Here is a 24,289-nt window from a genome sequence, read left to right on the forward strand (position 1 = left end):
TGACGCGGGGATAACACCATGGATCAAAAACAGATTGAAGAAATTGTACGTAGCGTGATGGCGTCAATGGGACAGGACGTACCGCAGCCCGTCGCGCCGTCAACGCAGGAAGGCGCAAAGCCGCAGTGCGCCGCGCCGACGGTGACCGAAAGCTGCGCGCTGGATTTAGGTTCCGCAGAGGCAAAAGCCTGGATTGGCGTCGAGAATCCGCATCGTGCGGACGTGCTGACCGAACTGCGTCGCAGTACTGCGGCACGCGTCTGTACGGGGCGTGCCGGGCCGCGTCCGCGCACCCAGGCGCTGTTGCGCTTCCTGGCGGATCACTCCCGTTCGAAAGATACCGTGCTCAAAGAAGTGCCGGAAGAGTGGGTAAAAGCGCAAGGGCTGCTGGAAGTGCGTTCGGAGATCAGCGACAAAAACCTGTACCTGACGCGCCCGGATATGGGGCGTCGTCTGAGCCCGGAAGCCATTGACGCGCTGAAGTCGCAGTGCGTGATGAACCCGGATGTGCAGGTAGTGGTCTCCGATGGCCTCTCTACGGATGCGATCACCGCCAACTATGAAGAGATCCTGCCGCCGCTGCTTGCTGGTCTGAAGCAGGCCGGGCTGAACGTCGGCACGCCGTTCTTTGTGCGCTATGGCCGTGTGAAGATTGAAGATCAGATTGGCGAAATTCTCGGCGCGAAGGTCGTCATCCTGCTGGTGGGCGAACGTCCGGGGCTGGGGCAGTCGGAAAGCCTCTCCTGCTACGCGGTCTATTCCCCGCGCGTGGCGACCACCGTCGAGGCCGACAGAACCTGTATTTCAAACATTCATCAGGGGGGGACGCCGCCAGTAGAAGCCGCCGCCGTGATTGTGGATTTGGCCAAACGGATGCTGGAGCAGAAAGCGTCCGGCATCAACATGACCCGTTAAGGAGACATCATGCCTGCATTAGATTTGATTCGACCTTCAGTGACTGCCATGCGCGTGATTGCCTCCGTGAATGACGGCTTTGCGCGGGAACTTAAATTACCGCCACATATACGTAGCCTCGGACTCATCACGGCAGATTCTGATGATGTGACCTATATTGCCGCTGACGAAGCGACCAAACAGGCGATGGTGGAAGTAGTCTATGGCCGCTCCCTCTATGCCGGGGCGGCTCACGGGCCGTCGCCTACCGCTGGTGAGGTGTTGATTATGCTGGGCGGACCGAACCCGGCGGAAGTGCGCGCCGGTCTGGATGCAATGGTCGCCAGCATTGAAAACGGCGCGGCGTTCCAGTGGGCGAACGATGCGGAAAATACCGCATTCCTGGCGCATGTGGTTTCGCGTACCGGCTCGTACCTCTCGTCTACCGCAGGTATCGCGCTGGGCGATCCGATGGCCTATCTGGTGGCGCCGCCGCTGGAAGCGACATTCGGCATTGACGCGGCGATGAAATCCGCTGACGTTCAACTGGTGACTTACGTGCCGCCGCCGTCGGAAACCAACTATTCGGCCGCGTTCTTAACGGGAAGCCAGGCCGCGTGTAAAGCCGCCTGCAACGCCTTTACCGACGCCGTGCTGGATATTGCCCGTAACCCTGTCCAGCGTGCGTAACGGAGGCTGCCAATGATCAATGCCCTGGGATTACTGGAAGTGGACGGAATGGTCGCCGCCGTCGATGCGGCGGATGCCATGCTGAAAGCGGCCAACGTGCGTTTGCTCAGTCATCAAGTGCTCGACCCTGGCAGGCTCACGCTGGTGGTGGAGGGCGATCTGGCGGCGTGTCGTGCGGCGCTGGATGCCGGAAGCGCCGCCGCGCAGCGCACAGGCCGTGTGATTAGTCGCAAAGAAATTGGTCGTCCGGAAGAGGACACCCAGTGGCTGATTGGCGGGTTTGCGCGTGCGACAACGCCGACTGAGAAAGCGCCCCAGGCACCCGCAACGCCTGAGTTCGCTGAGGCGTTACTGGCGCTGCTGGCATCAGTACGCCAGGGAATGACGGCGGGAGAGGTTGCCGCGCATTTTGGCTGGCCGCTGGAGCAGGCCAGAAACGTGCTGGAACAACTCTTTTCTGACGGAGCGTTGCGTAAACGCAGTAGTCGCTATCGCATCAAAAATTAATCTGTCGGAGGGCCGGGCGTCCTGGCGGGCGTCCGGCATAGAAGATCATGAAAAAGACCCGTACAGCGAATTTGCACCATCTTTATCATGAAGCGTTACCCGAAGACGTTAAACTTACGCCCAGAGTCGAGGTGGACAATGTTCATCAGCGACGGACGACGGATGTCTATGAACATGCTCTGACTATCACCGCCTGGCAGCAGATCTACGATCAGTTACACCCGGGTAAATTTCATGGCGAGTTCACGGAAATCCTGCTTGATGAGATTCAGGTGTTCCGTGAATACACCGGCCTGGCGCTGCGTCAGTCGTGTCTGGTTTGGCCAAACTCTTTCTGGTTTGGTATTCCGGCGACGCGCGGCGAACAGGGATTTATCGGCGCGCAGGGGCTCGGCAGCGCCGAGATTGCCACCCGACCGGGAGGCACCGAGTTTGAACTGAGTACGCCGGATGATTACACCATTCTGGGCGTCGTTATCTCGGAAGATGTTATTTCCCGTCAGGCCACGTTTTTGCATAACCCGGAAAGGGTGCTGCATATGCTACGTAACCAGTTAGCGCTGGAGGTAAAAGAGCAGCATAAAGCGGCGCTGTGGGGCTTTGTGCAGCAGGCGCTGGCCACCTTTAGCGAGAGTCCTGAAACCCTGCATCAACCTGCGGTGCGTAAGGTCTTGAGTGATAATTTGTTGCTGGCGATGGGCACGATGCTGGAAGAGGCGAAGCCGATTCATAGCGCCGAAAGCATCAGCCATCAGGGATATCGTAGGCTACTGTCGCGGGCGCGGGAATATGTGCTGGAAAATATGTCGGAGCCGCTGACGGTGCTCGACTTATGTAACCAGCTACACGTAAGCCGTCGCACGCTGCAAAATGCGTTTCACGCCATTTTGGGCATTGGCCCCAATGCGTGGCTGAAACGTATTCGCTTAAACGCGGTACGCCGGGAACTGATTAGCCCGTGGTCGCAGAGCGCCACGGTGAAAGATGCCGCGATGCAGTGGGGATTCTGGCATTTGGGGCAATTTGCCACCGATTATCAGCAATTATTTGCCGAAAAACCGTCGTTGACGCTGCATCAACGGATGCGGCAATGGGCTTGATATTGATGGGTAGGCTCTCCGGTTGCTGATAACGTGCGCGTGTCGGGAATTGCCCGGTGGCGGCTGGCGCCTTACCGGGCCTACGGATACGCTGCTGTCTGTGGTTGGTAGCCCGGACAAGGCGCGCCAGCGCCGCCTCCGGGGAAGCGCGCGCAATTTTGTCTCCGCAGATAAACCCGTAAAGCATCCCATCGGCATATTTCTCAATATCTTCATAACTTATTTGTGCGAGGAACATCATCGTTTGCGCGCACGTTGGGCACGTTGGATATTCCGCATCCTGAACCCAGGCCGGGTGGCCGCCGAGCTGTGAGAAGGTCGTGGGTGAATTAGGAACGGCCGTGGCGAAAACGGTGTTATATGCCGTACAACACTACCAGGTCAGAATGCGAATTACCGAATTCTTTATCTACAATGAACTCGTTTATTTCTACGAGCCTGCTTTTATTCAACGACCAACCGGATAGGCGATAAACAAACCGGCTATCGTCAAAATACATGCCAGTAGGCATAGCAAGATACAGTTAACGCTTTTACGCGGAATATGAATAATAAAGCAGAGTAATGCTATCAGGGCCATGACCACAGGGATGGTCACCATATTGATAACCAGAAGCACGATCAGACCGAAGCTCACCCCTCCGCTATGAGGGATGAATATTCTTTCTTCAAAATATATTTCTAGCGTAATGGCAAGCAGGCAGCCAATAAAACTTATACCCAGATGGGGATGCCATTTGGCGTCACTGGTTACTACTTTCCGTGTATTTGTTTGCATTGTTTTACTTTATAAATAAGTTAAATCCAGTCGCGTACCTGAATAAACTCGCTCAGCGCCGCTTCCGGGCTACCCGCTTCCGGCTGCCAGTCGTACTCCCAGCGCACCAGCGGCGGCATCGACATCAGGATAGATTCAGTGCGCCCGCCGGTTTGCAGACCAAACAGGGTGCCTCTGTCCCATACCAGATTGAACTCCACGTAGCGACCGCGGCGATAAAGTTGAAAATTACGCTCCCGCTCTCCCCAGACCATCGCTTTGCGTCGTTCGACAATCGGTAAATACGCCTCGGTGTAGCCGTTACCGACCGCCTGCATAAAAGCAAAACAGTGGTCGAAATCCGGCGTATTCAAATCGTCAAAAAACAGGCCGCCGATACCGCGCTGCTCGTTACGATGCTTGAGGAAAAAGTAGTCATCGCACCACTTTTTATAACGCGGATACACATTGTCACCAAACGGCTGGCACAGGTCGCGGGCGGTGCGGTGCCAGTGAACGGCATCCTCTTCAAAGCCGTAGTAGGGCGTTAAATCGAGCCCGCCGCCAAACCACCATACCGGATCGGCGCCCGGTTTTTCGGCAATAAAAAAGCGCACGTTAGCATGGCTGGTGGGAATATACGGATTGTGCGGATGCACCACCAGCGATACGCCCATCGCTTCAAAGCTACGCCCGGCGAGTTCTGGCCGATGCGCGGTGGCGGACGCGGGCATTGCATCGCCGTGAACGTGAGAGAAATTAACGCCCGCCTGTTCGAAAATCCCGCCGTTGCGTAATACCCGGCTGCGTCCGCCGCCGCCCGCTTCGCGTCGCCAGCTATCTTCGACAAAGTTTGCGCCATCCACAGCGGATAACTTTTGGCAAATATCATCCTGCAGGCGTAGCAGAAACTGTTTTACGTGATGTGCATCGGGTTTCATGATTACCGTTTCTTCGTGTGTGCTTTCTGATTATCAAACCAGTGAAAATAACTGATGATGCCGTTGGCGATCGCCGTAGCGATTTTCTGGCGAAACGCCGTCGTGCCCAGCAGGCGTTCTTCTTCCGGATTGGTAATAAACGAGGTTTCGACCAGCACCGACGGAATTGACGGTGATTTTAGCACCACGAAAGCCGCTTGTTCGGTAGTGCGGCTGTGTAATTTATGTATAGGTTTGATTTTCTTGAGAATATGCGAACCCAGCGTCAGACTGTTTTTAATCGTATCGGTTTGCACCAGATCAAACAAAACTTGTTGTAATAGATGATCCCGGTCAGTGGCTTTTTTACCCGCCACTTCGTCCGCGCGGTTTTCACGCTCGGAGAGATACTTCGCCATGGCGCTACTGGCCCCGCGGTTGGAAAGCGCAAAAACGGAAGCGCCCGCTGCTTTCGGGTTAGTAAAACCATCGGCATGAATAGACATAAACAGATCCGCACCGTGCTTATGGGCGATTTCCACCCGATCGTACAGCGGAATAAAGGTATCCCCTGTCCGGGTTAAACGCGCATCGATTCCGTGATTTCGCAAAATAGCGCGCACGTTTTTGGCAATTGCCAGTACGACGTGTTTTTCCTGAGAACCGTTGCGGCCAATCGCGCCGGTATCGATGCCGCCGTGTCCGGGGTCGAGCATCACCAGCCGTTTACTGCCGGTTTTTTTGGTTTTGGGTTTGCTGTGACCATTACTGGTTTTTAGCGTTTCTTCTTTGGCTATTGCGTGCGACATACCTGACAGCGTCAGGGCCGCCAGACCTGTTTTGAGTACCTGGCGGCGCGATGTGAGAGTTTTTAGGAGTTTAAAAGTGCTCATACGGCCTGAGTTGTGAAAATTAAGTTCAAGATGTTATATCGTATCGCGTAATCCGTTACGACGGTTGGTGATGAGAATTGTTTTACTTTTCATTTCAATACGTGACACATCGCCATTATGCCATTTTTTCCGCTACATCGCGTCAGATATTGGCTGAATCAGATGTTTGCGCCATAATCTTGGTTTTTCCACCCGAAAAGGCAACGAATACCATGGAAATACGCGTTTTTCGCCAGGAAGATTTCGAAGAGGTGATTACCCTCTGGGAGCGTTGCGACCTGCTGCGTCCATGGAACGATCCTGAAATGGATATTGAACGCAAGGTGAATCACGATGTCAGCTTGTTCCTCGTTGCGGAAGTTAGCGGCGAAGTCGTCGGTACGGTAATGGGCGGTTATGACGGGCATCGCGGCTCGGCGTATTACCTGGGCGTTCACCCGGAGTTCCGCGGGCGCGGCATTGCGAATGCGTTGCTTAACCGGCTGGAAAAAAAACTCATCGCCCGCGGGTGTCCGAAAATCCAAATTATGGTGCGCGATGATAACGACGTTGTGCTGGGCATGTATGAACGTCTGGGGTATGAGCATTCTGACGCCCTAAGTTTGGGTAAACGCCTGATTGAAGATGAAGAGTACTGAGTTTCATCCAGCCGATTATGATGTACACGGACGTTTACGCCTGCCGTTTCTGTTCTGGTGCGTACTGTTACTTCAGGCGCGCGCCTGGGTACTCTTTGTCATTGCCGGTTCATCCCGTGGACAGGGTAATACTTTGTTAAACTTTTTTTATCCCGACCATGACAATTTTTGGCTGGGGCTGTTGCCCGGCGTTCCGGCGGTAGTGGCATTTTTACTCAGCGGGCGGCGTGAAGCGGTTCCTGGTGTGTGGCGCTGGCTGCGCGGACTCCTGATCCTTGCTCAACTGGTGTCGTTGTGCTGGCTGCCGGTGATGTGGCTGGGTGGCGACCCGGTCAACGGCGTCGGGCTGGCGCTGCTGCTGGCGGACATCGTCGCGCTGATCTGGCTGTTAACCAATCAACGTTTGCGTGCCTGTTTTTCCCTTGAGAAAGAATAACGGCACTTTTTGGCGAACCCGCACTCCAACCAACGTTAATTAATAAAAGAAAGGAAGTGAGATGAAATCGCTGCGTTTGACTTTACTCGCACTGCCGCTGGCGCTGACCGGCTGCTCAACGCTCTCCTCGGTCAACTGGTCTGCCGCAAATCCATGGAACTGGTTTGGTTCCTCGACAGAAGTCACTGAGCAAGGCGTGGGAGCGCTGACCGCCGCCACGCCGCTGGAAGAGCCGGCTATTGCAGAGGCATTAGATGGCGATTATCGCCTGCGTAGCGGTATGAAAACCGATAACGGCAACGTGGTGCGCTTTTTCGAAGCGATGAAGGGCGACAGCGTCGCGATGGTGATCAACGGCGAGCAGGGAACCGTGAGCCGTATTGATGTGCTGGACAGCGATATCCCAACCGCCGCGGGGGGCAAAATCGGTACGCCGTTTAGCGACCTTTACAGCAAAGCGTTTGGTCACTGCGAGCCGGTTTCCAGCGATAGCCATACCAGCGTCGAGTGTAAAGCCGAGGGAAGTCAGCATATTAGCTATGTTTTCTCCGGCGAGTGGAGCGGACCGGAAGGCTTAATGCCTCCTGATGACGTCTTAAAAAACTGGGACGTGCGCAAAATTATCTGGCGTCGTTAATTTGCGCCTGAACAAACCGCTTCGCTTAAAAACAAGGTAAAATAGCCTCCATTAATGCCACGACTGCGTGGCATTCTCATTTTCAGGAGGAATCATGTCTCAGGTTCAAAGTGGCATTTTGCCGGAACATTGCCGTGCGGCAATTTGGATTGAAGCCAATGTAAAAGGCGACCTGGACGCCCTGCGCGCGGCCAGCAGAACATTTGCCGATAAACTGGCGACCTTCGAAGTCAAATTTCCGGACGCCCATCTTGGGGCCGTTGTGGCGTTTGGCAACAATACCTGGCGTGCCCTGAGTGGCGGCGTCGGGGCGGAAGAACTGAAAGATTTTATTCCTTATGGTAAAGGGCTGGCGCCGGCCACGCAGTATGACGTGCTGATCCATATCCTTTCCCTGCGCCACGATGTGAATTTTTCTGTTGCTCAGGCGGCGATGGAAGCCTTCGGCGACTGTATCGACGTGAAAGAAGAAGTTCACGGCTTCCGTTGGGTGGAAGAACGCGATCTGAGCGGCTTTGTCGACGGGACAGAGAACCCGGCAGGCGAAGAGACGCGTCGTGAAGTGGCGGTGATCAAAGATGGCGTGGATGCCGGCGGCAGTTATGTGTTCGTGCAGCGTTGGGAACACAATCTCAAGCAACTTAACCGGATGAGTATTCACGATCAGGAGATGATGATCGGGCGTACCAAAGAAGCCAATGAAGAGATTGACGGCGATGCGCGTCCGGCAACATCTCACCTGAGCCGCGTCGATCTGAAAGAAGATGGCAAAGGGCTGAAGATTGTGCGTCAGAGCCTGCCATACGGCACCGCCAGCGGTACTCATGGTCTCTATTTCTGCGCTTACTGCGCACGCCTGCACAATATCGAACAGCAGCTTCTGAGTATGTTCGGCGATACCGACGGTAAACGCGACGCAATGCTGCGCTTCACCAAACCGGTGACTGGCGGCTACTATTTTGCGCCGTCGCTGGATCGCCTGTTAGCGCTATAAGGTAAAACCCTGTCGGATGGCAGCGCAAACGCTTTATTCGACCTACGATTGGTAGGCCTGATAAGCGCAGCGTCATCAGGCAGAACAGCATAAAAATGCCCATCCCCGCCTCCGCGGGGATTTTTTTACCTAATATTTACCTGAATTAGTGAGCTATTCCTCAGCACTTATTTGTTATTACTGTATTTTCAGTGTTAATGGAGTGTAAGACTCCATATTCAAAAGGAGACATTGAAAATGGGTAAACTCACGGGCAAGACAGCATTGATTACGGGCGCATCGCAGGGCATTGGCGAAGGGATCGCTCGCGTATTCGCACGCCACGGCGCGAACTTAATCTTGCTGGATATCTCCGATGAGATTGAAAAACTGGCGGATGAGCTGGGCGGGCGCGGGCATCGCTGTACTGCCGTTAAGGCTGACGTCAGAGATTTTGCTTCGGTGCAGGCGGCGGTTGCGCGCGCCAAAGAGACTGAAGGTAGAATTGATATTTTGGTGAATAACGCTGGCGTGTGCCGTCTGGGCAACTTCCTCGATATGAGTGAAGAAGATCGCGATTTCCACATTGATATTAATATTAAAGGTGTCTGGAACGTCACCAAAGCCGTCCTGCCGGAGATGATTAAACGTAAAGATGGCCGCATTGTGATGATGTCTTCCGTCACGGGAGATATGGTGGCGGACCCGGGTGAAACGGCCTATGCGCTGTCAAAAGCCGCCATTGTCGGTTTAACCAAATCGCTGGCGGTAGAGTATGCGCAGTCCGGTATTCGCGTGAATGCCATTTGCCCCGGTTATGTAAGAACGCCGATGGCGGAAAGCATTGCCCGTCAGTCTAATCCTGACGATCCGGAGTCGGTATTAACGGAAATGGCAAAAGCCATTCCGCTACGCCGCCTTGCCGATCCACTGGAAGTAGGGGAACTGGCGGCATTTCTGGCTTCCGATGAGTCCAGCTATCTTACCGGAACGCAAAACGTCATTGATGGCGGCAGTACCCTGCCTGAAAGCGTAAGCGTAGGCGTCTGATTGATGCCGGTCTCCTCCTCACGCCGCGTGGGGAGGGATTCTCTTATTCCCTTTTCAACTTTCAAATCATCAAACGGTATATAAAACCGTTACTCCTTTAGCGCTGGTTATAAATATGATGACCATAAGAAAGTCATTAAATTTATAAGGGTGCGCAATGGCCGTTAATTTACTGAAAAAGAGACCCCTGACGCTGGCAGCAATGCTGTTACTGGCAGGGCAGGCGCAGGCAACGGAGCTGCTGAACAGCTCATACGATGTCTCCCGCGAGCTGTTTGCCGCCCTTAACCCGCCGTTTGAGCAACAATGGGCGAAGGATAACGGCGGCGATAAGCTGACGATTAAGCAGTCTCATGCCGGGTCATCAAAACAGGCGCTGGCGATTTTGCAGGGACTGAAGGCAGACGTCGTCACCTACAATCAGGTGACCGACGTACAGATTCTCCATGATAAAGGCAAACTGATCCCTGCCGACTGGCAAAGCCGTCTGCCGAACAACAGTTCGCCATTCTATTCCACGATGGGCTTCCTGGTGCGCAAGGGGAACCCGAAAAATATTCACGACTGGAGCGATCTTGTACGTTCCGACGTGAAGCTGATTTTCCCTAACCCGAAAACCTCCGGCAACGCCCGTTACACGTATCTGGCGGCATGGGGCGCGGCGGATAACGCGGACGGCGGCGATAAAGCCAAAACCGAACAGTTTATGACCCAGTTCCTGAAAAACGTCGAAGTGTTTGATACCGGCGGCCGCGGCGCTACGACTACCTTTGCCGAGCGTGGTCTGGGCGATGTGCTGATTAGTTTTGAATCGGAAGTGAACAACATCCGCAAACAATATGAAGCCCAGGGATTTGAAGTGGTGATCCCGAAAACGAACATTCTTGCTGAATTCCCGGTCGCCTGGGTGGATAAAAACGTGCAGGCCAACGGCACAGAAAAAGCCGCCAAAGCTTACCTGAACTGGCTGTATAGCCCGCAGGCGCAGACCATCATTACCGATTTCTACTACCGCGTGAATAACCCGGAAATCATGGGCAAGCAAGCAGATAAATTCCCGCAGACCGAACTGTTCCGCGTGGAAGACAAGTTTGGTTCCTGGCCGGAAGTGATGAAAACGCACTTTGCCAGCGGCGGCGAGCTGGACAAACTATTGGCGGCGGGGCGTAAGTAATGCTTGCCGTTTCTTCCCGACGCGTGCTGCCCGGCTTTACGTTAAGCCTCGGCACCAGTTTGCTGTTTGTCTGCCTGATCCTACTGTTGCCGTTGAGCGCGCTGGTGATGCAGCTCTCACAGATGAGCTGGGCGCAATACTGGGATGTCGTGACCAACCCACAGGTGGTGGCTGCCTATAAAGTGACGCTACTGGCGGCATTTGTAGCGTCGATTTTTAACGGCGTGTTTGGCCTGCTGATGGCGTGGATTTTAACCCGCTACCGTTTTCCAGGGCGCACGTTGCTGGATGCGCTGATGGATCTGCCGTTTGCGCTGCCGACAGCGGTGGCGGGGTTAACGCTGGCCTCGCTGTTCTCAGTGAACGGTTTCTACGGTCAGTTTCTTGCGCAGTTTGATATCAAAATGACCTATACCTGGCTCGGTATTGCGGTGGCGATGGCCTTTACCAGCATTCCATTTGTGGTGCGCACCGTCCAGCCGGTACTGGAAGAGTTGGGGCCGGAATATGAAGAAGCGGCACAAACGCTGGGGGCCACCCGGCTGCAAAGTTTTCGCAAAGTCGTGCTGCCTGAGCTGTCGCCTGCGCTGATTGCCGGCGTGGCGCTCTCTTTTACCCGTAGCCTGGGCGAGTTTGGCGCGGTGATTTTTATCGCCGGAAATATCGCCTGGAAAACAGAAGTGACCTCGCTGATGATTTTTGTGCGTTTGCAGGAGTTTGATTACCCCGCCGCCAGCGCCATTGCCTCGGTGATCCTTGCGGCATCCTTGCTGCTGCTGTTCTCAATTAACACTCTGCAAAGTCGCTTTGGTCGACGTGTGGTAGGTCATTAATGGCGGAAGTGACTCAATTGAAGCGATACGACGTCCCCCGCATTAACTGGGGAAAATGGTTTTTGATTGGCGTCGGGATGCTGGTTTCGGCGTTTATCCTGCTGGTGCCGATGATTTACATCTTCGTGCAGGCGTTCAGCAAAGGGTTAATGCCGGTACTGCAAAATCTGGCCGATCCGGACATGCTGCACGCCATCTGGCTGACGGTGTTGATTGCCTTGATCGCAGTGCCGGTGAATCTGGTGTTCGGCATTCTGCTGGCGTGGCTGGTGACGCGCTTTAACTTCCCCGGACGTCAGCTACTGCTGACCCTGCTGGATATTCCCTTTGCCGTCTCGCCGGTGGTGGCCGGTCTGGTTTATCTGCTGTTTTATGGTTCCAACGGCCCGTTGGGCGGCTGGCTGGATGAGCATAATTTACAAATGATGTTCTCCTGGCCGGGGATGGTACTGGTCACTATTTTTGTCACTTGTCCGTTTGTGGTGCGCGAACTGGTGCCAGTAATGCTCAGCCAGGGCAGTCAGGAAGATGAGGCGGCTATTTTGCTGGGCGCATCCGGCTGGCAAATGTTTCGCCGCGTGACGTTGCCGAATATTCGCTGGGCGCTACTCTACGGCGTGGTATTAACCAACGCCCGCGCGATTGGCGAGTTTGGCGCGGTGTCGGTGGTGTCCGGCTCGATTCGCGGCGAAACGTTATCGCTACCGTTACAGATTGAATTACTGGAGCAGGACTACAACACCGTCGGCTCCTTTACCGCCGCCGCATTGTTGACGCTAATGGCGATTATTACCCTGTTTTTGAAGAGCATGTTGCAATGGCGTCTGGAGAATCAGGAAAAACGCGCGCAACAGGAGGAAAATCATGAGCATTGAGATCGCCAGAATTAAGAAATCGTTTGGTCGTACTCAGGTACTAAATGATATCTCGCTGGATATTCCTTCCGGCCAGATGGTTGCCTTGTTGGGGCCGTCAGGTTCCGGCAAAACGACGCTGCTGCGCATTATTGCCGGGCTGGAGCATCAGTCCAGCGGCCATATTCGTTTCCACGGTACGGACGTTAGCCGCCTGCACGCGCGTGAGCGTAAAGTCGGTTTTGTGTTTCAGCACTATGCGCTGTTTCGCCATATGACGGTGTTTGACAACATTGCTTTTGGCCTGACGGTGCTGCCGCGACGCGACCGTCCAACTGCGGCGGCGATTAAAACGAAAGTGATGCAATTACTGGAGATGGTGCAACTGGCGCACCTCGCGGATCGCTTCCCCGCCCAGCTTTCCGGCGGACAAAAACAGCGTGTGGCGCTGGCGCGCGCGCTTGCCGTAGAACCGCAAATTCTACTGCTGGATGAACCCTTTGGCGCGCTGGATGCCCAGGTACGTAAAGAGTTACGTCGCTGGTTGCGCCAGCTACATGAAGAACTGAAATTCACCAGCGTCTTTGTCACCCACGATCAGGAAGAAGCGACGGAAGTGGCGGATCGGGTGGTGGTGATGAGTCAGGGCAATATCGAACAGGCTGATGCGCCGGATCGGGTGTGGCGTGAACCGGCAACCCGCTTCGTACTGGAGTTTATGGGCGAGGTGAACCGCCTGACAGGCACCGTCCGCGGCGGGCAGTTTCACGTTGGCGCGCATCGCTGGCCGCTGGGTTATACGCCCGCGTACCAGGGGCCGGTCGATCTGTTCCTGCGTCCGTGGGAGGTGGATATTAGCCGCCGCACCAGCCTGGATTCTCCGCTACCAGTACAGGTCATTGAGGCCAGCCCGAAAGGTCACTATACACAGCTAGTGGTGCAGCCGCTGGGGTGGTATCACGATCCGCTGACGGTGGTGATGGCGGGTGAGGATGTTCCGGTTCGCGGCGAGCGTTTGTTTGTTGGACTGCAAAAAGCGCGTCTGTATAACGGCGACCAGCGTATTGAAACGCGTGAAGAGGAACTTGCTCTGGCGCAATCGGCCTGATAGGTTAATTTGTATAGTTATCGCCCGGTGGCGCTACGCATACCGGGCTTTTTTACGAGCTGAAAACGTGAATACATTAGAACAAACCATCGGCAATACGCCGCTGGTCAAATTACAACGTCTGGGGCCGGATAACGGCAGTGAAATCTGGGTCAAGCTGGAAGGCAATAATCCGGCAGGATCGGTGAAAGATCGCGCGGCGCTATCGATGATTGTCGAGGCGGAAAAGCGCGGGGAAATTAAACCGGGCGATGTCCTGATTGAAGCGACCAGCGGCAACACTGGCATTGCGCTGGCGATGATCGCCGCGCTGAAAGGTTATCGCATGAAGCTGTTGATGCCAGACAACATGAGCCAGGAGCGTCGGGCGGCAATGCGGGCCTATGGCGCGGAACTGATTCTGGTCACTAAAGAGCAGGGAATGGAAGGGGCGCGCGATTTAGCGCTCGCTATGTCTGAGCGAGGCGAGGGCAAACTGCTCGATCAGTTTAATAATCCTGATAATCCCTACGCCCACTACACGACCACCGGCCCGGAAATCTGGCGGCAAACGTCAGGTCGCATCACCCATTTTGTCTCCAGCATGGGCACGACCGGCACCATTACCGGCGTGTCGCGTTTTCTGCGCGAGCAGGAAAAACCGGTCACCATCGTTGGCCTACAGCCGGAAGAGGGCAGCAGTATTCCGGGCATTCGCCGCTGGCCTGCGGAATATATGCCGGGCATTTTTAACGCCTCGCTGGTAGATGAGGTGCTGGATATTCATCAGAATGATGCCGAAAACACCATGCGTGAACTGGCCGTTCGTGAAGGCATTTTCTGCGGCGTGAGTTCCGGCGGCGCGGTAGCGGGCGCGTTACGCGTCGCACGAGCCACGCCCGGCGCGATAGTGGTGGCGATCATCTGCGATCGCGGCGACCGTTACCTTTCGACCGGCGTGTTTGGTGAAGAGCATTTCAGCCAGGGGGCAGGGATTTAGATATGATCGCCAATGCTATGAAATTGACCAGGAATAGCGCAGTTTTTCCTGCTAGTTGCACCATGTCTCCTCTGTTCAAACTGAAACTCATTGGATAAGTGACTGCAAAAGGGATATGACCGCACAATTTCAACTGGGCCGGAAATATCACATTGTCGATGGTGCGGAATCAGACACACAGAAAGCTATCTTTAGGTATAAAAACACGTCAAAAAGGATGATGACGCTACGTAATTAAAGGAATTAATTTCATGAAATTTGCTTTCCGGACACTGATTTTTGTCGGTTTGTTTTACGCCATTGCCCCTCTTGCCTATGCAGAAACCTCGTTGGATGAGTTACAGCAACAGGCAGATCGAGGGGATATGAATGCGCAGTTTCAACTGGGCCGTAAATATCATATTGGCGATGGTGTGGAGCGTGATGTGGAGAAAGCCGTTTTTTGGTATCAAAAAGCTGCAGCTCAAGGGAGCGCAAAAGCGACAAATAATCTGGGCGTGTTATATGAGCATGGACATGTTGCCCCCGAGGATGAGCACCGTTCAGTAGAGTGGATAATGGAAAAATCATTTGCCTATTTTACGGATGCCGCTAAAAAGGGTCAGTGTACCGCCCAGCAAAATATTGGTGCGACTTATGCTTATCGACACGAATATGTTCAGGCGTGGGCATGGCTCACGGTAGCAGCGACGCGAGGTTCTAAATGGGGATTGATAGACAGGGGACGTTTTGAGAACAGTATGAGTTCCGATGAACGAAAACAGGCGGAGAAACTGGCGAAGGAATACCTGCAAAAATACGACACGAAAGAAGGGCGGTGTAACGAGCAGACAATTGATTTGAGTACTTATAAGCGTTAATCCTGCTCTACTTTTTAAGCAACAGATCTGCCTGGCAGGTCTGTTGCATGAGAATAACCCATTGCGCACCGCCAGCTTCATTGCTGCGGTTTACTTCCCTTACGGCGCAACCGTTTTATCCGTTTCCGCAATAAGCGCATGTAAATAAGGCTGCGCGTTTTCATCGCTTTTACCGGGAATTTTAACGATATAGGGCTTTCCGGTGATGGACGACGACGACGCGACTTTATCGATAAACTGTTCGGCGGTGTCGATACGATTGCGCGTGTTACCCAGTTTTAAGCGCAGGTGCGATACGGCTTCCTCGCAGTTATGCGCATCACCGTTACGAACGAAGGTCAGATCCTTTTTCTGCGCCAGCGCATTCAGCATGGCGTTAATGCGCGCTTCTTCGTGGGCGTTTAGCTTCGCCCAGGCGGGTAGGGTCAGCAGGAGCGCAACGACGGCGCAGACAATTTTCTTCATGGTAAAATCCTTTTTCATGCGATAATCACTGCACCTCAGACCGTTAGCCGGGTAATAAGTTGCACTCCTGGTGGGGTTATTTTTGTGAGTGCGCCAGCGTGAGTTCATCCAGAAAACGCCACAGCTTTTCATTCATTTGCTGGTAATTCCATGCGCGCATTTCGGCAACCGAGCGGATAAAACGCTTCCCTTGCGCGTCGGCCAGCTCCTGCTGCGAATGTTGGATTAATCCTTCAACCGCCTCGACGGTAAATTCCATATGGCACTGGAAACCGTAGACAAAATTACCGTACTGCACTATCTGACGTGGACAGCCTTCGCTTTCGGCCAGCACGGTCGCCTGATCGGTGAGTCCTGGCATATCGTTGTGCCAGTGGCCGACGGTTAACGGTGAGCCAAAGTGGGCGATAAGCGGATGCCGCAGACCGGCTTCAGTGAGCGTAATAGGGTAGTGGCCAATCTCTTTTTCCGGACTTTGGCACACCGCGGCGCCCAGCGCCTCGCCAATGAGCTGCGAACCAAGACAAATGCCGATAACCATTCGCCGGGCCGTAATCGCCTGATTAATTAAGTGCTGTTCGGCGCGAGAGTCAAAGTACGGGCACTCTTCGCGGGTGGTGCGCGGCGACTGCGGACCGCCAAATACCACGAGCATATCGAACTCATCGGCATTGGGCGGTAGCGCTTCTCCGGCATAGACGCGCGACCATGAAATGGTATAACCGCGATCTTCAGCCCATTTCAGATAAGCGCCAGCGGATTCAAACGACTCATGGACAACAAAATGAACTCGCACGTTATTTTCTCCTGTTAGCGATTTAGCGCCTGATGGATATCAGCCGCCAGCGTGTTGATCTCGCTGTCATTTAATGTCGACAGCGTGATACGTAGACCGTGAGACGGCGCGCTTACGCCAAAGGCTTCTCCCTCACGTACCAGCCAGCCGGATTTTGCCAGCGTAAACGCGGTAGCCTGGCTATGGGTGTCCAGCGGGAGCCAGGCATTCACGCCGTCGCCGGGAGAAATGGCGATGCCATATTGCTGTAGGGCGCGGGCCAGTTTTTGTTGCCGGGTGGCGTAAAACAGCCGCGTTTGCGCCAGCCTGTGCTGATACTCAGGGTCGGTCAGGCAGGCGTAGACCAGATCCTGTAACAGATGGCTGACCCACTGACTACCGGCATTTAGCCGCAGCCGAAGTTTTGCCGAGGTCGCGCTGTCGCTGGCGACAATAGCAAGACGTAAATCGGGGCCGAGGGTTTTGGAAACGGAGCGTATCACCGCCCAGTGTTGCGTTGTCTGCGCAATAACCGGCTGCCAGGGCGACGAAGAAAGCAGGGCGAAGTGATCGTCGATAATGACCACTACCTGAGGGTAACGCGCCAGTATATTTTGCAGCGCAGCGGCACGGCGAGCGCTCAGGCTACAGCCGGTAGGGTTGTGCGCGCGCGGCGTTAAGATCACTGCCCGCGCGCCCTGGTTTAGCGCCTGTTCCAGCTTTTCAGGCTGCATTCCTTCGCTATCCACACTGACCGGGCTGGCGCTAAAACCGGCATAGCGCAGCATATTGATACTGCTTAAAAAACAGGGATCTTCCACCGCGACGCTGTCGCCCGGCAGCAGATGCGCGCAAAGCAGTCTTTCAATGGCGTCGATAGCTCCGCTGGTGATATCAATTTCGCCTGCGACGGGGGTGGCATCCCGTAGCCAGCGCGCCGCCCAGGCGTGTAGTTCAGGGGAAACGGGCGCATCGCCGTAGAGATGCGGCGTGCGGCTGAGACGGGCAAAATAACGGCTAAGGTCAGGCAGACGCTGCGGATCGGGATTGCCGCCGGAAAGGTCGTGCAGAGGCGTATGCGGATCGCCGCCTTCCAGCGCTACGGGAGACGGACTGCCTTTAATCACCGTCCCATTGCGGCCTAAACTTTGCGCCAGTCCCGCCGTTATCAGCCGTTTATACGCCGCTGCGACGGTATTGCGGTTCACCTTTAATTCGCTTGCCAGCTCCCGTACCGGCGGGAGCGAATCCTCCGCCCGTAACGTGCCGGCGATAATGTGTTGACGGATACTGTCAAAAATTTCGTTAGCGGTTTTTCCGTCGATCATTATTGACCTATGACAAAATGAATTTTAGCATATGACAATGATAATGAGGCGGTAGCCTGCTGTCCAGCGAGAGGAAAATTCTATGGGACAAGAGAGTGATATTCAGTCAGTGCTCTTCGACGACAACCATCGGGCATTACAGACCGATATCGTCGCCGTCCAGTCACAGGTCGTGTACGGCAGCGTAGGCAACAGTATCGCTGTTCCGGCCATTAAAGCGCAGGGACTACGCGTGACGGCGGTCCCGACGGTGCTATTCAGCAATACGCCGCACTATAAAACCTTTTATGGCGGCATTATTCCCGCCGAGTGGTTTGCAGGCTACCTTACGGCGTTGAATGAGCGCGATGCGCTACGTGAATTAAAAGCGATTACCACCGGTTACATGGGCAGCGCAGACCAAATTGTCTTGCTTTCGAAGTGGCTAATGGCGATCCGGGCTTCGCATCCGGAGGTGTGTATTCTTGTTGATCCGGTCATTGGCGATACCGACAGTGGAATGTATGTGCAGGCGGAAATTCCGCAGGCTTATCGCACGCATTTGTTGCCGCAGGCGCAGGGGCTAACGCCGAACGTATTTGAGCTGGAGATGCTGAGTGGTAAACCGTGCCGCACGCTGGAAGAGGCGGTGGCGGCGGCGCAATCGCTGCTTTCCGATACGTTGAAATGGGTGGTTATCACCAGCGCGCCGGGCGAGTCTCTGGAGACCATAACGGTTGCGGTCGTTACTGCGCAGGTCGTGGAGGTCTTTGCCCATCCGCGGGTGGCGACGGAGTTAAAAGGGACGGGAGATCTCTTCTGCGCCGAGCTGGTCAGCGGTATTGTGCAGGGGAAAAAACTGACGACCGCGGCAAAAGATGCGGCGCAGCGCGTGCTGGAGGTGATGACCTGGACACAGCAGTGTGGCTGTGATGAGTTAATTCTGCCGCCGGCAGGGGAGGCGCGATGAAGAGTTATCGGCTGGTGGTTCGCCAGCAGGGACGTATCGTGGGGCATTTTGAAACGAGCGGGCTGGACGCGCTGGAAGATATCTGCGTGGCGCGGGCGATGTTTGGCATCACTGGCGGCTATCAGTGCGAGTTGCAAGTGTCCGATTCCGAACGCAGGATGCTGGAGAGTGGCCCGGAGGGGATGAAGATCCTGATGCGCGAGAAGTGCTTTCGCCCGGTGACCTCGCAGTTGTAACCCGTGGATTGGCGCTGAAATGTTCGCAACCTTGTAGGCCTGATAAGCGTAGCGCCATCAGGCAGTGCGCCACACCATCGCCGGATGGCGGCGCAAGCGCCTTATTCGGCCTACAGGCAAAAAAAATGGCGCCCAAAGGCGCCATTCTTCACTGCGGCAAGAATTACTTCTTAATGCGGATAACCGGAGTTTCACCCACGGTCACGCTACCGGACAGTTTGATCAGTTCTTTGATTTCATCCATGTTGGAGATAACAACCGGAGTCAGGGTAGACTTGGCTTTTTCTTCCAGCAACGGCAGATCGAACTCGATGACCGGATCGCCAACTTTCACGCGCTGACCTTCTTCAGCAATACGCTTGAAGCCTTCGCCTTTCAGCTCAACGGTGTCGATACCGAAGTGAACGAACAGCTCAATGCCGCTATCGGATTCGATAGAGAACGCATGGTTGGTTTCAAAGATTTTGCCGATGGTACCGTCAACAGGGGCGACCATTTTGTTACCGGTTGGTTTGATAGCGATGCCATCACCAACGATTTTTTCAGCAAAAACTACATCCGGCACGTCTTCGATGTTGACGATCTCGCCAGAGAGCGGGGCAACAATCTCAATAGTTCCGGTGTCTTTCTTATCATCAGAAACCAGAGATTTTAGTTTATCGAACAAACCCATGATCTTCTCCTAAGCAGTAAATTGGGCCGCATCTCGTGGATTAGCAGATTGTTTTTTCTTCAATGAACTTGTTAACCAGCGTCATTAACTCGTCCGTTGTCGGTTGAGCAAGAGCCTGCTCTGCTAACACCTTCGCATCTTCGAAGTTCGTGTTACGGATAATCTTCTTAATGCGCGGGATAGAAATGGCGCTCATAGAGAATTCGTCCAGACCCATCCCCAGCAACAGAAGTGTAGCACGTTCGTCGCCTGCAAGCTCACCACACATGCCAGTCCATTTACCTTCTGCATGAGAAGCATCAATAACTTGCTTGATCAAGTTCAGTACGGACGGTGACATTGGCTGGTAAAGGTGTGAAATCATATCATTACCACGGTCAACTGCCAGGGTGTACTGCGTTAAATCATTGGTGCCGATACTAAAGAAATCAACTTCTTTGGCTAAATGACGCGCAATTGTCGCCGCAGCCGGTGTTTCCACCATCACGCCAATCTCAATGCTTTCGTCAAATGCTTTACCTTCGTCACGCAGTTCCTGTTTGTAGATTTCAATCTCTTTGCGCAGCGCGCGAACTTCTTCAACAGAGATGATCATCGGGAACATAATGCGCAATTTACCGAAAGCGGAGGCACGCAGAATCGCGCGAACCTGGTCACGCAGGATCTCTTTGCGATCCATGGCGATACGCACGGCGCGCCAGCCCAGGAACGGGTTCTCTTCTTTCGGGAAGTTCATGTACGGCAGCTCTTTGTCGCCGCCAATGTCCATGGTACGGACGATAACCGCCTGCGAGCCGCACGCTTCAGCGACCGCTTTATAGGCGGCAAACTGCTCTTCTTCCGTCGGCAGCGCGTCGCGATCCATGAACAGGAATTCAGTACGATACAGACCAACGCCTTCCGCGCCGTTACGCTCAGCGCCTTCAACGTCACGAACGGTACCGATGTTGGCGCAAACTTCAACCTGATGTCCATCCAGCGTGATTGCCGGCAGATCTTTCAGTTTTGCGAGTTCCGCTTTCTCGGTCGCAACCTGCTCCTGGACGGCGCGCAGTTGCTCAATAACATCGTTGGTCGGGTTGACGTAAACCTGGTTGTTTACGGCATCCAGAATCAGATAGTCGCCGTTTTTCACCTGAGCGGTGACGCTACCGGTACCTACGATCGCTGGCAGTTCCAGAGAACGCGCCATGATGGAGGTATGAGACGTGCGTCCGCCCGCGTCGGTGATGAAGCCCAGCACTTTCTGCAGGTTCAGCTGCGCGGTTTCTGACGGCGTCAAGTCAGAGGCAACCAGGATAACTTCTTCCTGAATCGCGCTCAGATCGATAATGGCCAGACCCAGGATGTTGCGCAGCAGGCGCTTACCGATATCACGTACGTCAGCCGCGCGCTCTTTCAGGTATTCATCATCCAGTTCTTCCAGGGCAGTGGCCTGACCTTCGATAACTTCATGTGCGGCTGCGTCAGCCGTCATGTGCTTATCTTTAATCAGGGCTATGATTTCCTGCTCCAGCTCCTCATCTTCGAGCAGCATAATATGCCCTTCAAAGATGGCTTCTTTTTCTTCACCGAACGTTTCACCAGCTTTTGTCTTGATCGCTTCCAGTTGCGCAGATGCCTTGGCACGACCGCTCAGAAAACGTTCAACTTCCTGATCAACCTTGTCGGCAGAAATTTTTTTCCGGTCAATGACGATTTCGTCTTCTTTCAGCAGCAGTGCTTTGCCGAAAGCGATACCCGGGGATGCTAAAATGCCTGAAATCATAACCCTACCTTACTTGTGACTGATTTTTAAAAGAACCCGGAAAAAAACTTACTCGAGTTCCGCCATCAGTTTGACCAGATGTTCAACCGCTTTCTGCTCATCTTCACCTTCTGCGGAGATGGTGACGACGGTGCCTTGAGTCAGGCCCAGAGTCTGCAGTTTAAACAGGCTTTTCGCGCTGGCGCTTTTGCCGTTGGAAGTCACAGTAATCTCAGAAGTGAAGCCTTTTGCTTCTTTAACAAACTGAGCAGCAGGGCGGGTGTGCAGACCGTTCGGAGCGGTAATGGTAACTTCTTGCTGGAACATTGTATTTCCCCAACTTATAGGTTTAGTGTTGTGGAACTAAAGTCTAGCCTGGCGGCTCAACTTTAGCCTGTATTGTTAGCGCCGGCGTAAACGGGACGCGACACAAAAGGTGTTCTACGCAATCCGTTGCTGGCAACTTATGGCCGCTGACGTTTCGCTCGTCATTAAACATTATGCCGCGAAAGGAAGATTTGAACCAAATCATAAAATCGATTCAGCTAACGCTTTTCCTGTAACGATTAATTTCGCGCATCAAAATAATTAGTCTGGTTAAATACCAGTTCCGGCAGGGTGAATCAATGCCAGGTGAGGTGAAAGTTTGAAGCAGGCCACAAAAAAGCACCCAAAAAGGTGCTTTTTTACGCGTTTTTAACATGCTGGCATCACTGTTGCAGTTCTTTCTCAGTAAAGAGATCGGCGAACAACGCGGTGCTCAGATAACGCTCACCTGATGAAGGTAGGATAACCACAATATTCTTATTGGTAAAGCTTTCATCTTCCTGCAGCTTAAGCGCTGCAGCAACCGCGGCACCGGAAGAAATTCCTGCCAGAATACCTTCCTCTTCCATCAGACGGCGCGCGGTAGAAATGGCTTCTTCATTGGTGATGCCAACCACTTTATCAATCAGTTTCAGATCCAGGTTGCCCGGGATGAAGCCTGCGCCGATGCCCTGAATTTTATGCGGGCCTGGTTTGATCTCTTCACCAGCCAGCGCCTGGGCAATAACCGGGGAGTCAGTGGGTTCTACCGCAACGGTGATAAGATCGGTTTTACCCTTCGTCCCTTTGATATAACGCGTGACGCCGGTTAACGTACCGCCAGTGCCGACGCCGGAGATAAACACATCCACCTGACCATCGGTGTCTTCCCAGATTTCCGGGCCGGTGGTTTTTTCATGGATTTCCGGGTTGGCAGGGTTGCTGAACTGCTGGAGCAGGAGATATTTTTGCGGATCGCTGGCGACAATTTCTTCGGCTTTCTGAATAGCGCCTTTCATCCCTTTCGCCCCTTCGGTCAGCACCAGATTCGCGCCTAATGCTTTGAGTAGCTTGCGGCGTTCAATGCTCATGGTTTCCGGCATGGCCAGGGTGAGTTTGTAACCGCGCGCGGCGGCGACATACGCCAGCGCAATACCGGTGTTGCCGCTGGTCGGCTCCACCAGTTCCACGCCAGGTTTCAGTACGCCACGCTTTTCGGCATCCCAAATCATATTGGCGCCGATACGGCACTTGACGCTGAAGCTCGGGTTGCGCGACTCCACCTTCGCCAGAATGCGTCCATTACCGATACGGTTCAGTCGAACCAGCGGCGTATGACCGATAGTCAGCGAGTTATCTTCATAAATCTTACTCATGGCCTGTCCTTAACTGTATGAAATTGGGATACCTTCCCAGCATACCTTCCAGCCAGATATGGGGAAGTAAGGATTTCGCATATCTATATGCTGATGGGAAATAATGGTTATCAGTATGGAATAAGAGACAGCATAAGCCATCTCTTATTTATACATTTTTACGTTATTTCCATAACGCGTGCTTAGCACGCCAGCAATCAACCCACATTGCCGTCGCGCCACAGACGGCGACAGGCATAATGAAAAGGTTAAGCACCGGAATCATCGTAAAGAGGCTGGTGAGCGCGCCAAATTGCATATTCGCCACCTTCTGCGTGCGCAACGCGGCGCGCATCGTTTTAAACGGCACTTTGTGGTTATCAAACGGGTAGTCGCAATACTGGATCGCCAGCATCCAGGCGCTGAACAAAAACCACAGCACCGGCGCGATGGTTTGGCCAATGCCAGGAATAAAATAGAGAACCAGCAGCACAATAGCGCGCGGCAGATACCACGCCAGCTTTTGCCATTCACGTTTCATAATGCGCGGTACATCTTTCATGATGCCGAGTATGCCGGTATCTGGCGGCGTGGCGCCGGTTAACCGCGCCTCAAGCTGTTCGGCTAAAAGGCCGTTAAACGGCGCGGCGATCCAGTTGGCGAGGGTAGAGAAAAAATAGCCAAAGACCAGCAGAACAGAGATAACCGCAATCGGCCACAGCAGATAGCTCAGCCATTGCAGCCAGTCCGGCACATGACTCATCAACGAAGGTATCCAGGCGTCAAGCTGGGTAAACAGCCACCAAAATGCGCCGCCCATCAGCACAATGTTGACCAGCAAAGGTAAAATAACAAAGCGGCGGATTCCCGGTAGGGTGACTAACTTCCATCCTTGCGAGAAATAATAGACGCCGCTACGTGGTACGGTTGTGGATGATGAAACCATATTCAGGACATACTCCTTTTTCTTAAAGCCCTGGGTAAACGTGGGATATCTTACCCGGTTATCAGACGGTGGATAGTTCGGAAATGTTCGAAAAAACAGCAAAAAGCACATTTTCCTTCATCTTTATGCTGCGAAAGCCAACAGTACACTTGCACTTGACGTAATCGGCAAATACTCTTAGTGAGTAAATGTTTGCCGTGGTGGCA

Annotated in this window: 28 protein-coding genes and 1 pseudogene; 17 read left to right on the forward strand and 12 right to left on the reverse strand. The window is 53.8% G+C overall.

What is annotated here, in order from left to right:
• Positions 1 to 18: 18 nt before the first annotated feature.
• Genes eutC through eutR form a run of 4 tightly spaced genes read left to right on the forward strand, consistent with a single transcriptional unit; the run spans position 19 to position 3,191 of the window.
• Positions 19 to 915 carry an ethanolamine ammonia-lyase subunit EutC gene (eutC, locus tag J1G48_RS06330; RefSeq protein WP_000372354.1) on the forward strand — a complete coding sequence of 299 codons (897 nt, stop codon included), beginning with the start codon at positions 19 to 21 and terminating at the stop codon, positions 913 to 915.
• 9 nt (positions 916 to 924) lie between these two features.
• Positions 925 to 1,584, forward strand: a complete 660-nt coding sequence (gene eutL, locus J1G48_RS06335; RefSeq protein WP_001111056.1) for an ethanolamine utilization microcompartment protein EutL — start codon at positions 925 to 927, stop codon at positions 1,582 to 1,584.
• A gap of 12 nt (positions 1,585 to 1,596) precedes the next feature.
• The gene (gene eutK, locus J1G48_RS06340) at positions 1,597 to 2,091 is read left to right on the forward strand and encodes an ethanolamine utilization microcompartment protein EutK (RefSeq protein ID WP_000606265.1); all 495 of its coding nucleotides are present in this window, start codon (positions 1,597 to 1,599) and stop codon (positions 2,089 to 2,091) included.
• 47 nt (positions 2,092 to 2,138) lie between these two features.
• Positions 2,139 to 3,191, forward strand: a complete 1,053-nt coding sequence (gene eutR / locus J1G48_RS06345) for an HTH-type transcriptional regulator EutR (protein WP_000753665.1) — start codon at positions 2,139 to 2,141, stop codon at positions 3,189 to 3,191.
• A 166-nt stretch (positions 3,192 to 3,357) separates the two neighbouring features.
• Here eutR and J1G48_RS06350 read toward each other — a convergent pair.
• The 4 genes and pseudogenes from J1G48_RS06350 to amiA form a co-directional block, all read right to left on the reverse strand.
• A pseudogene (locus J1G48_RS06350) lies at positions 3,358 to 3,585 on the reverse strand (DUF1963 domain-containing protein); the annotation flags it as partial.
• A 54-nt stretch (positions 3,586 to 3,639) separates the two neighbouring features.
• Entirely contained in the window at positions 3,640 to 3,969 is a 330-nt protein-coding gene (locus J1G48_RS06355) for a hypothetical protein (RefSeq protein ID WP_001194343.1), read from the reverse strand.
• 20 nt (positions 3,970 to 3,989) lie between these two features.
• Positions 3,990 to 4,889: an oxygen-dependent coproporphyrinogen oxidase gene (gene hemF / locus J1G48_RS06360; protein ID WP_000801333.1), complete on the reverse strand. Its 900-nt coding sequence runs from the start codon at positions 4,887 to 4,889 to the stop codon at positions 3,990 to 3,992.
• 2 nt (positions 4,890 to 4,891) lie between these two features.
• A complete protein-coding gene (gene amiA, locus J1G48_RS06365; RefSeq protein WP_000102880.1) occupies positions 4,892 to 5,761 on the reverse strand; it encodes an N-acetylmuramoyl-L-alanine amidase AmiA in 870 nt (289 codons plus the stop codon).
• Between the two features lie 212 nt (positions 5,762 to 5,973).
• On the opposite strand from amiA, the gene J1G48_RS06370 reads away from it, so the two are divergent.
• The 11 genes from J1G48_RS06370 to J1G48_RS06420 all read left to right on the forward strand — a co-directional run bounded on the left by J1G48_RS06370 (position 5,974) and on the right by J1G48_RS06420 (position 15,303).
• Positions 5,974 to 6,399 (forward strand): GNAT family acetyltransferase, encoded by a 426-nt coding sequence (locus J1G48_RS06370; RefSeq protein WP_000406008.1) that lies wholly within the window; start codon positions 5,974 to 5,976, stop codon positions 6,397 to 6,399.
• Positions 6,386 to 6,835, forward strand: coding sequence for a DUF2919 domain-containing protein (locus J1G48_RS06375; protein ID WP_000842940.1), 450 nt, complete (start codon positions 6,386 to 6,388; stop codon positions 6,833 to 6,835). The genes J1G48_RS06370 and J1G48_RS06375 overlap by 14 nt, the downstream gene beginning before the upstream one ends.
• A gap of 61 nt (positions 6,836 to 6,896) precedes the next feature.
• A complete protein-coding gene (locus tag J1G48_RS06380; RefSeq protein WP_000838971.1) occupies positions 6,897 to 7,472 on the forward strand; it encodes an RpoE-regulated lipoprotein in 576 nt (191 codons plus the stop codon).
• Positions 7,473 to 7,566: 94 nt separating this feature from the next.
• Positions 7,567 to 8,466, forward strand: coding sequence for a porphyrinogen peroxidase (gene yfeX, locus J1G48_RS06385; protein ID WP_000084583.1), 900 nt, complete (start codon positions 7,567 to 7,569; stop codon positions 8,464 to 8,466).
• A gap of 237 nt (positions 8,467 to 8,703) precedes the next feature.
• Positions 8,704 to 9,495, forward strand: coding sequence for an SDR family oxidoreductase UcpA (gene ucpA, locus J1G48_RS06390; RefSeq protein WP_000517460.1), 792 nt, complete (start codon positions 8,704 to 8,706; stop codon positions 9,493 to 9,495).
• A gap of 157 nt (positions 9,496 to 9,652) precedes the next feature.
• Positions 9,653 to 10,669, forward strand: a complete 1,017-nt coding sequence (gene cysP, locus J1G48_RS06395) for a thiosulfate/sulfate ABC transporter substrate-binding protein CysP (protein WP_000290272.1) — start codon at positions 9,653 to 9,655, stop codon at positions 10,667 to 10,669.
• Positions 10,669 to 11,502: a sulfate/thiosulfate ABC transporter permease CysT gene (gene cysT, locus J1G48_RS06400; protein ID WP_000881744.1), complete on the forward strand. Its 834-nt coding sequence runs from the start codon at positions 10,669 to 10,671 to the stop codon at positions 11,500 to 11,502. The genes cysP and cysT overlap by 1 nt, the downstream gene beginning before the upstream one ends.
• On the forward strand, positions 11,502 to 12,377 hold the full coding sequence (cysW, locus tag J1G48_RS06405) for a sulfate/thiosulfate ABC transporter permease CysW (protein ID WP_000852705.1): 876 nt from the start codon (positions 11,502 to 11,504) through the stop codon (positions 12,375 to 12,377). The genes cysT and cysW overlap by 1 nt, the downstream gene beginning before the upstream one ends.
• The gene (gene cysA / locus J1G48_RS06410; RefSeq protein ID WP_000021063.1) at positions 12,367 to 13,464 is read left to right on the forward strand and encodes a sulfate/thiosulfate ABC transporter ATP-binding protein CysA; all 1,098 of its coding nucleotides are present in this window, start codon (positions 12,367 to 12,369) and stop codon (positions 13,462 to 13,464) included. Before cysW ends, cysA begins: the two co-directional genes overlap by 11 nt.
• Before the next feature lie 67 nt (positions 13,465 to 13,531).
• Positions 13,532 to 14,443: a cysteine synthase CysM gene (gene cysM, locus J1G48_RS06415; protein WP_001093886.1), complete on the forward strand. Its 912-nt coding sequence runs from the start codon at positions 13,532 to 13,534 to the stop codon at positions 14,441 to 14,443.
• A 251-nt stretch (positions 14,444 to 14,694) separates the two neighbouring features.
• On the forward strand, positions 14,695 to 15,303 hold the full coding sequence (locus tag J1G48_RS06420) for a tetratricopeptide repeat protein (protein WP_000666525.1): 609 nt from the start codon (positions 14,695 to 14,697) through the stop codon (positions 15,301 to 15,303).
• A 99-nt stretch (positions 15,304 to 15,402) separates the two neighbouring features.
• On the opposite strand, the gene J1G48_RS06425 is transcribed toward J1G48_RS06420, so the two are convergent.
• From J1G48_RS06425 to ptsJ, 3 genes are read right to left on the reverse strand one after another with little or no spacing between them, the layout of a single operon-like run.
• A complete protein-coding gene (locus tag J1G48_RS06425; RefSeq protein ID WP_000710732.1) occupies positions 15,403 to 15,786 on the reverse strand; it encodes a YfeK family protein in 384 nt (127 codons plus the stop codon).
• Between the two features lie 58 nt (positions 15,787 to 15,844).
• Positions 15,845 to 16,564 (reverse strand): GMP synthase, encoded by a 720-nt coding sequence (locus J1G48_RS06430; protein ID WP_001263753.1) that lies wholly within the window; start codon positions 16,562 to 16,564, stop codon positions 15,845 to 15,847.
• Between the two features lie 14 nt (positions 16,565 to 16,578).
• Positions 16,579 to 17,871: a transcriptional regulator PtsJ gene (gene ptsJ, locus J1G48_RS06435; protein ID WP_000565114.1), complete on the reverse strand. Its 1,293-nt coding sequence runs from the start codon at positions 17,869 to 17,871 to the stop codon at positions 16,579 to 16,581.
• An 82-nt stretch (positions 17,872 to 17,953) separates the two neighbouring features.
• Here ptsJ and pdxK point away from each other — a divergent pair, with 82 nt between their 5' ends.
• Entirely contained in the window at positions 17,954 to 18,820 is an 867-nt protein-coding gene (gene pdxK, locus J1G48_RS06440) for a pyridoxine/pyridoxal/pyridoxamine kinase (RefSeq protein WP_000529613.1), read from the forward strand.
• Positions 18,817 to 19,056: a hypothetical protein gene (locus tag J1G48_RS06445; protein WP_000844542.1), complete on the forward strand. Its 240-nt coding sequence runs from the start codon at positions 18,817 to 18,819 to the stop codon at positions 19,054 to 19,056. The genes pdxK and J1G48_RS06445 overlap by 4 nt, the downstream gene beginning before the upstream one ends.
• Positions 19,057 to 19,219: 163 nt before the next feature.
• Here J1G48_RS06445 and crr read toward each other — a convergent pair whose 3' ends face one another.
• The 5 genes from crr to cysZ form a co-directional block, all read right to left on the reverse strand.
• Positions 19,220 to 19,729, reverse strand: coding sequence for a PTS glucose transporter subunit IIA (gene crr / locus J1G48_RS06450; protein WP_000522253.1), 510 nt, complete (start codon positions 19,727 to 19,729; stop codon positions 19,220 to 19,222).
• A 40-nt stretch (positions 19,730 to 19,769) separates the two neighbouring features.
• Positions 19,770 to 21,497: a phosphoenolpyruvate-protein phosphotransferase PtsI gene (gene ptsI / locus J1G48_RS06455; protein WP_000623120.1), complete on the reverse strand. Its 1,728-nt coding sequence runs from the start codon at positions 21,495 to 21,497 to the stop codon at positions 19,770 to 19,772.
• 48 nt (positions 21,498 to 21,545) lie between these two features.
• On the reverse strand, positions 21,546 to 21,803 hold the full coding sequence (ptsH, locus tag J1G48_RS06460; protein ID WP_000487600.1) for a phosphocarrier protein Hpr: 258 nt from the start codon (positions 21,801 to 21,803) through the stop codon (positions 21,546 to 21,548).
• Between the two features lie 383 nt (positions 21,804 to 22,186).
• Positions 22,187 to 23,158, reverse strand: coding sequence for a cysteine synthase A (cysK, locus tag J1G48_RS06465; RefSeq protein WP_000036902.1), 972 nt, complete (start codon positions 23,156 to 23,158; stop codon positions 22,187 to 22,189).
• 163 nt (positions 23,159 to 23,321) lie between these two features.
• Positions 23,322 to 24,083: a sulfate transporter CysZ gene (gene cysZ, locus J1G48_RS06470; protein ID WP_000255008.1), complete on the reverse strand. Its 762-nt coding sequence runs from the start codon at positions 24,081 to 24,083 to the stop codon at positions 23,322 to 23,324.
• Positions 24,084 to 24,289 lie beyond the last annotated feature (206 nt).

Origin of the sequence: Salmonella sp. SAL-020, assembly GCF_017372215.1 — a bacterium.
GTDB lineage: Bacteria > Pseudomonadota > Gammaproteobacteria > Enterobacterales > Enterobacteriaceae > Salmonella > Salmonella enterica.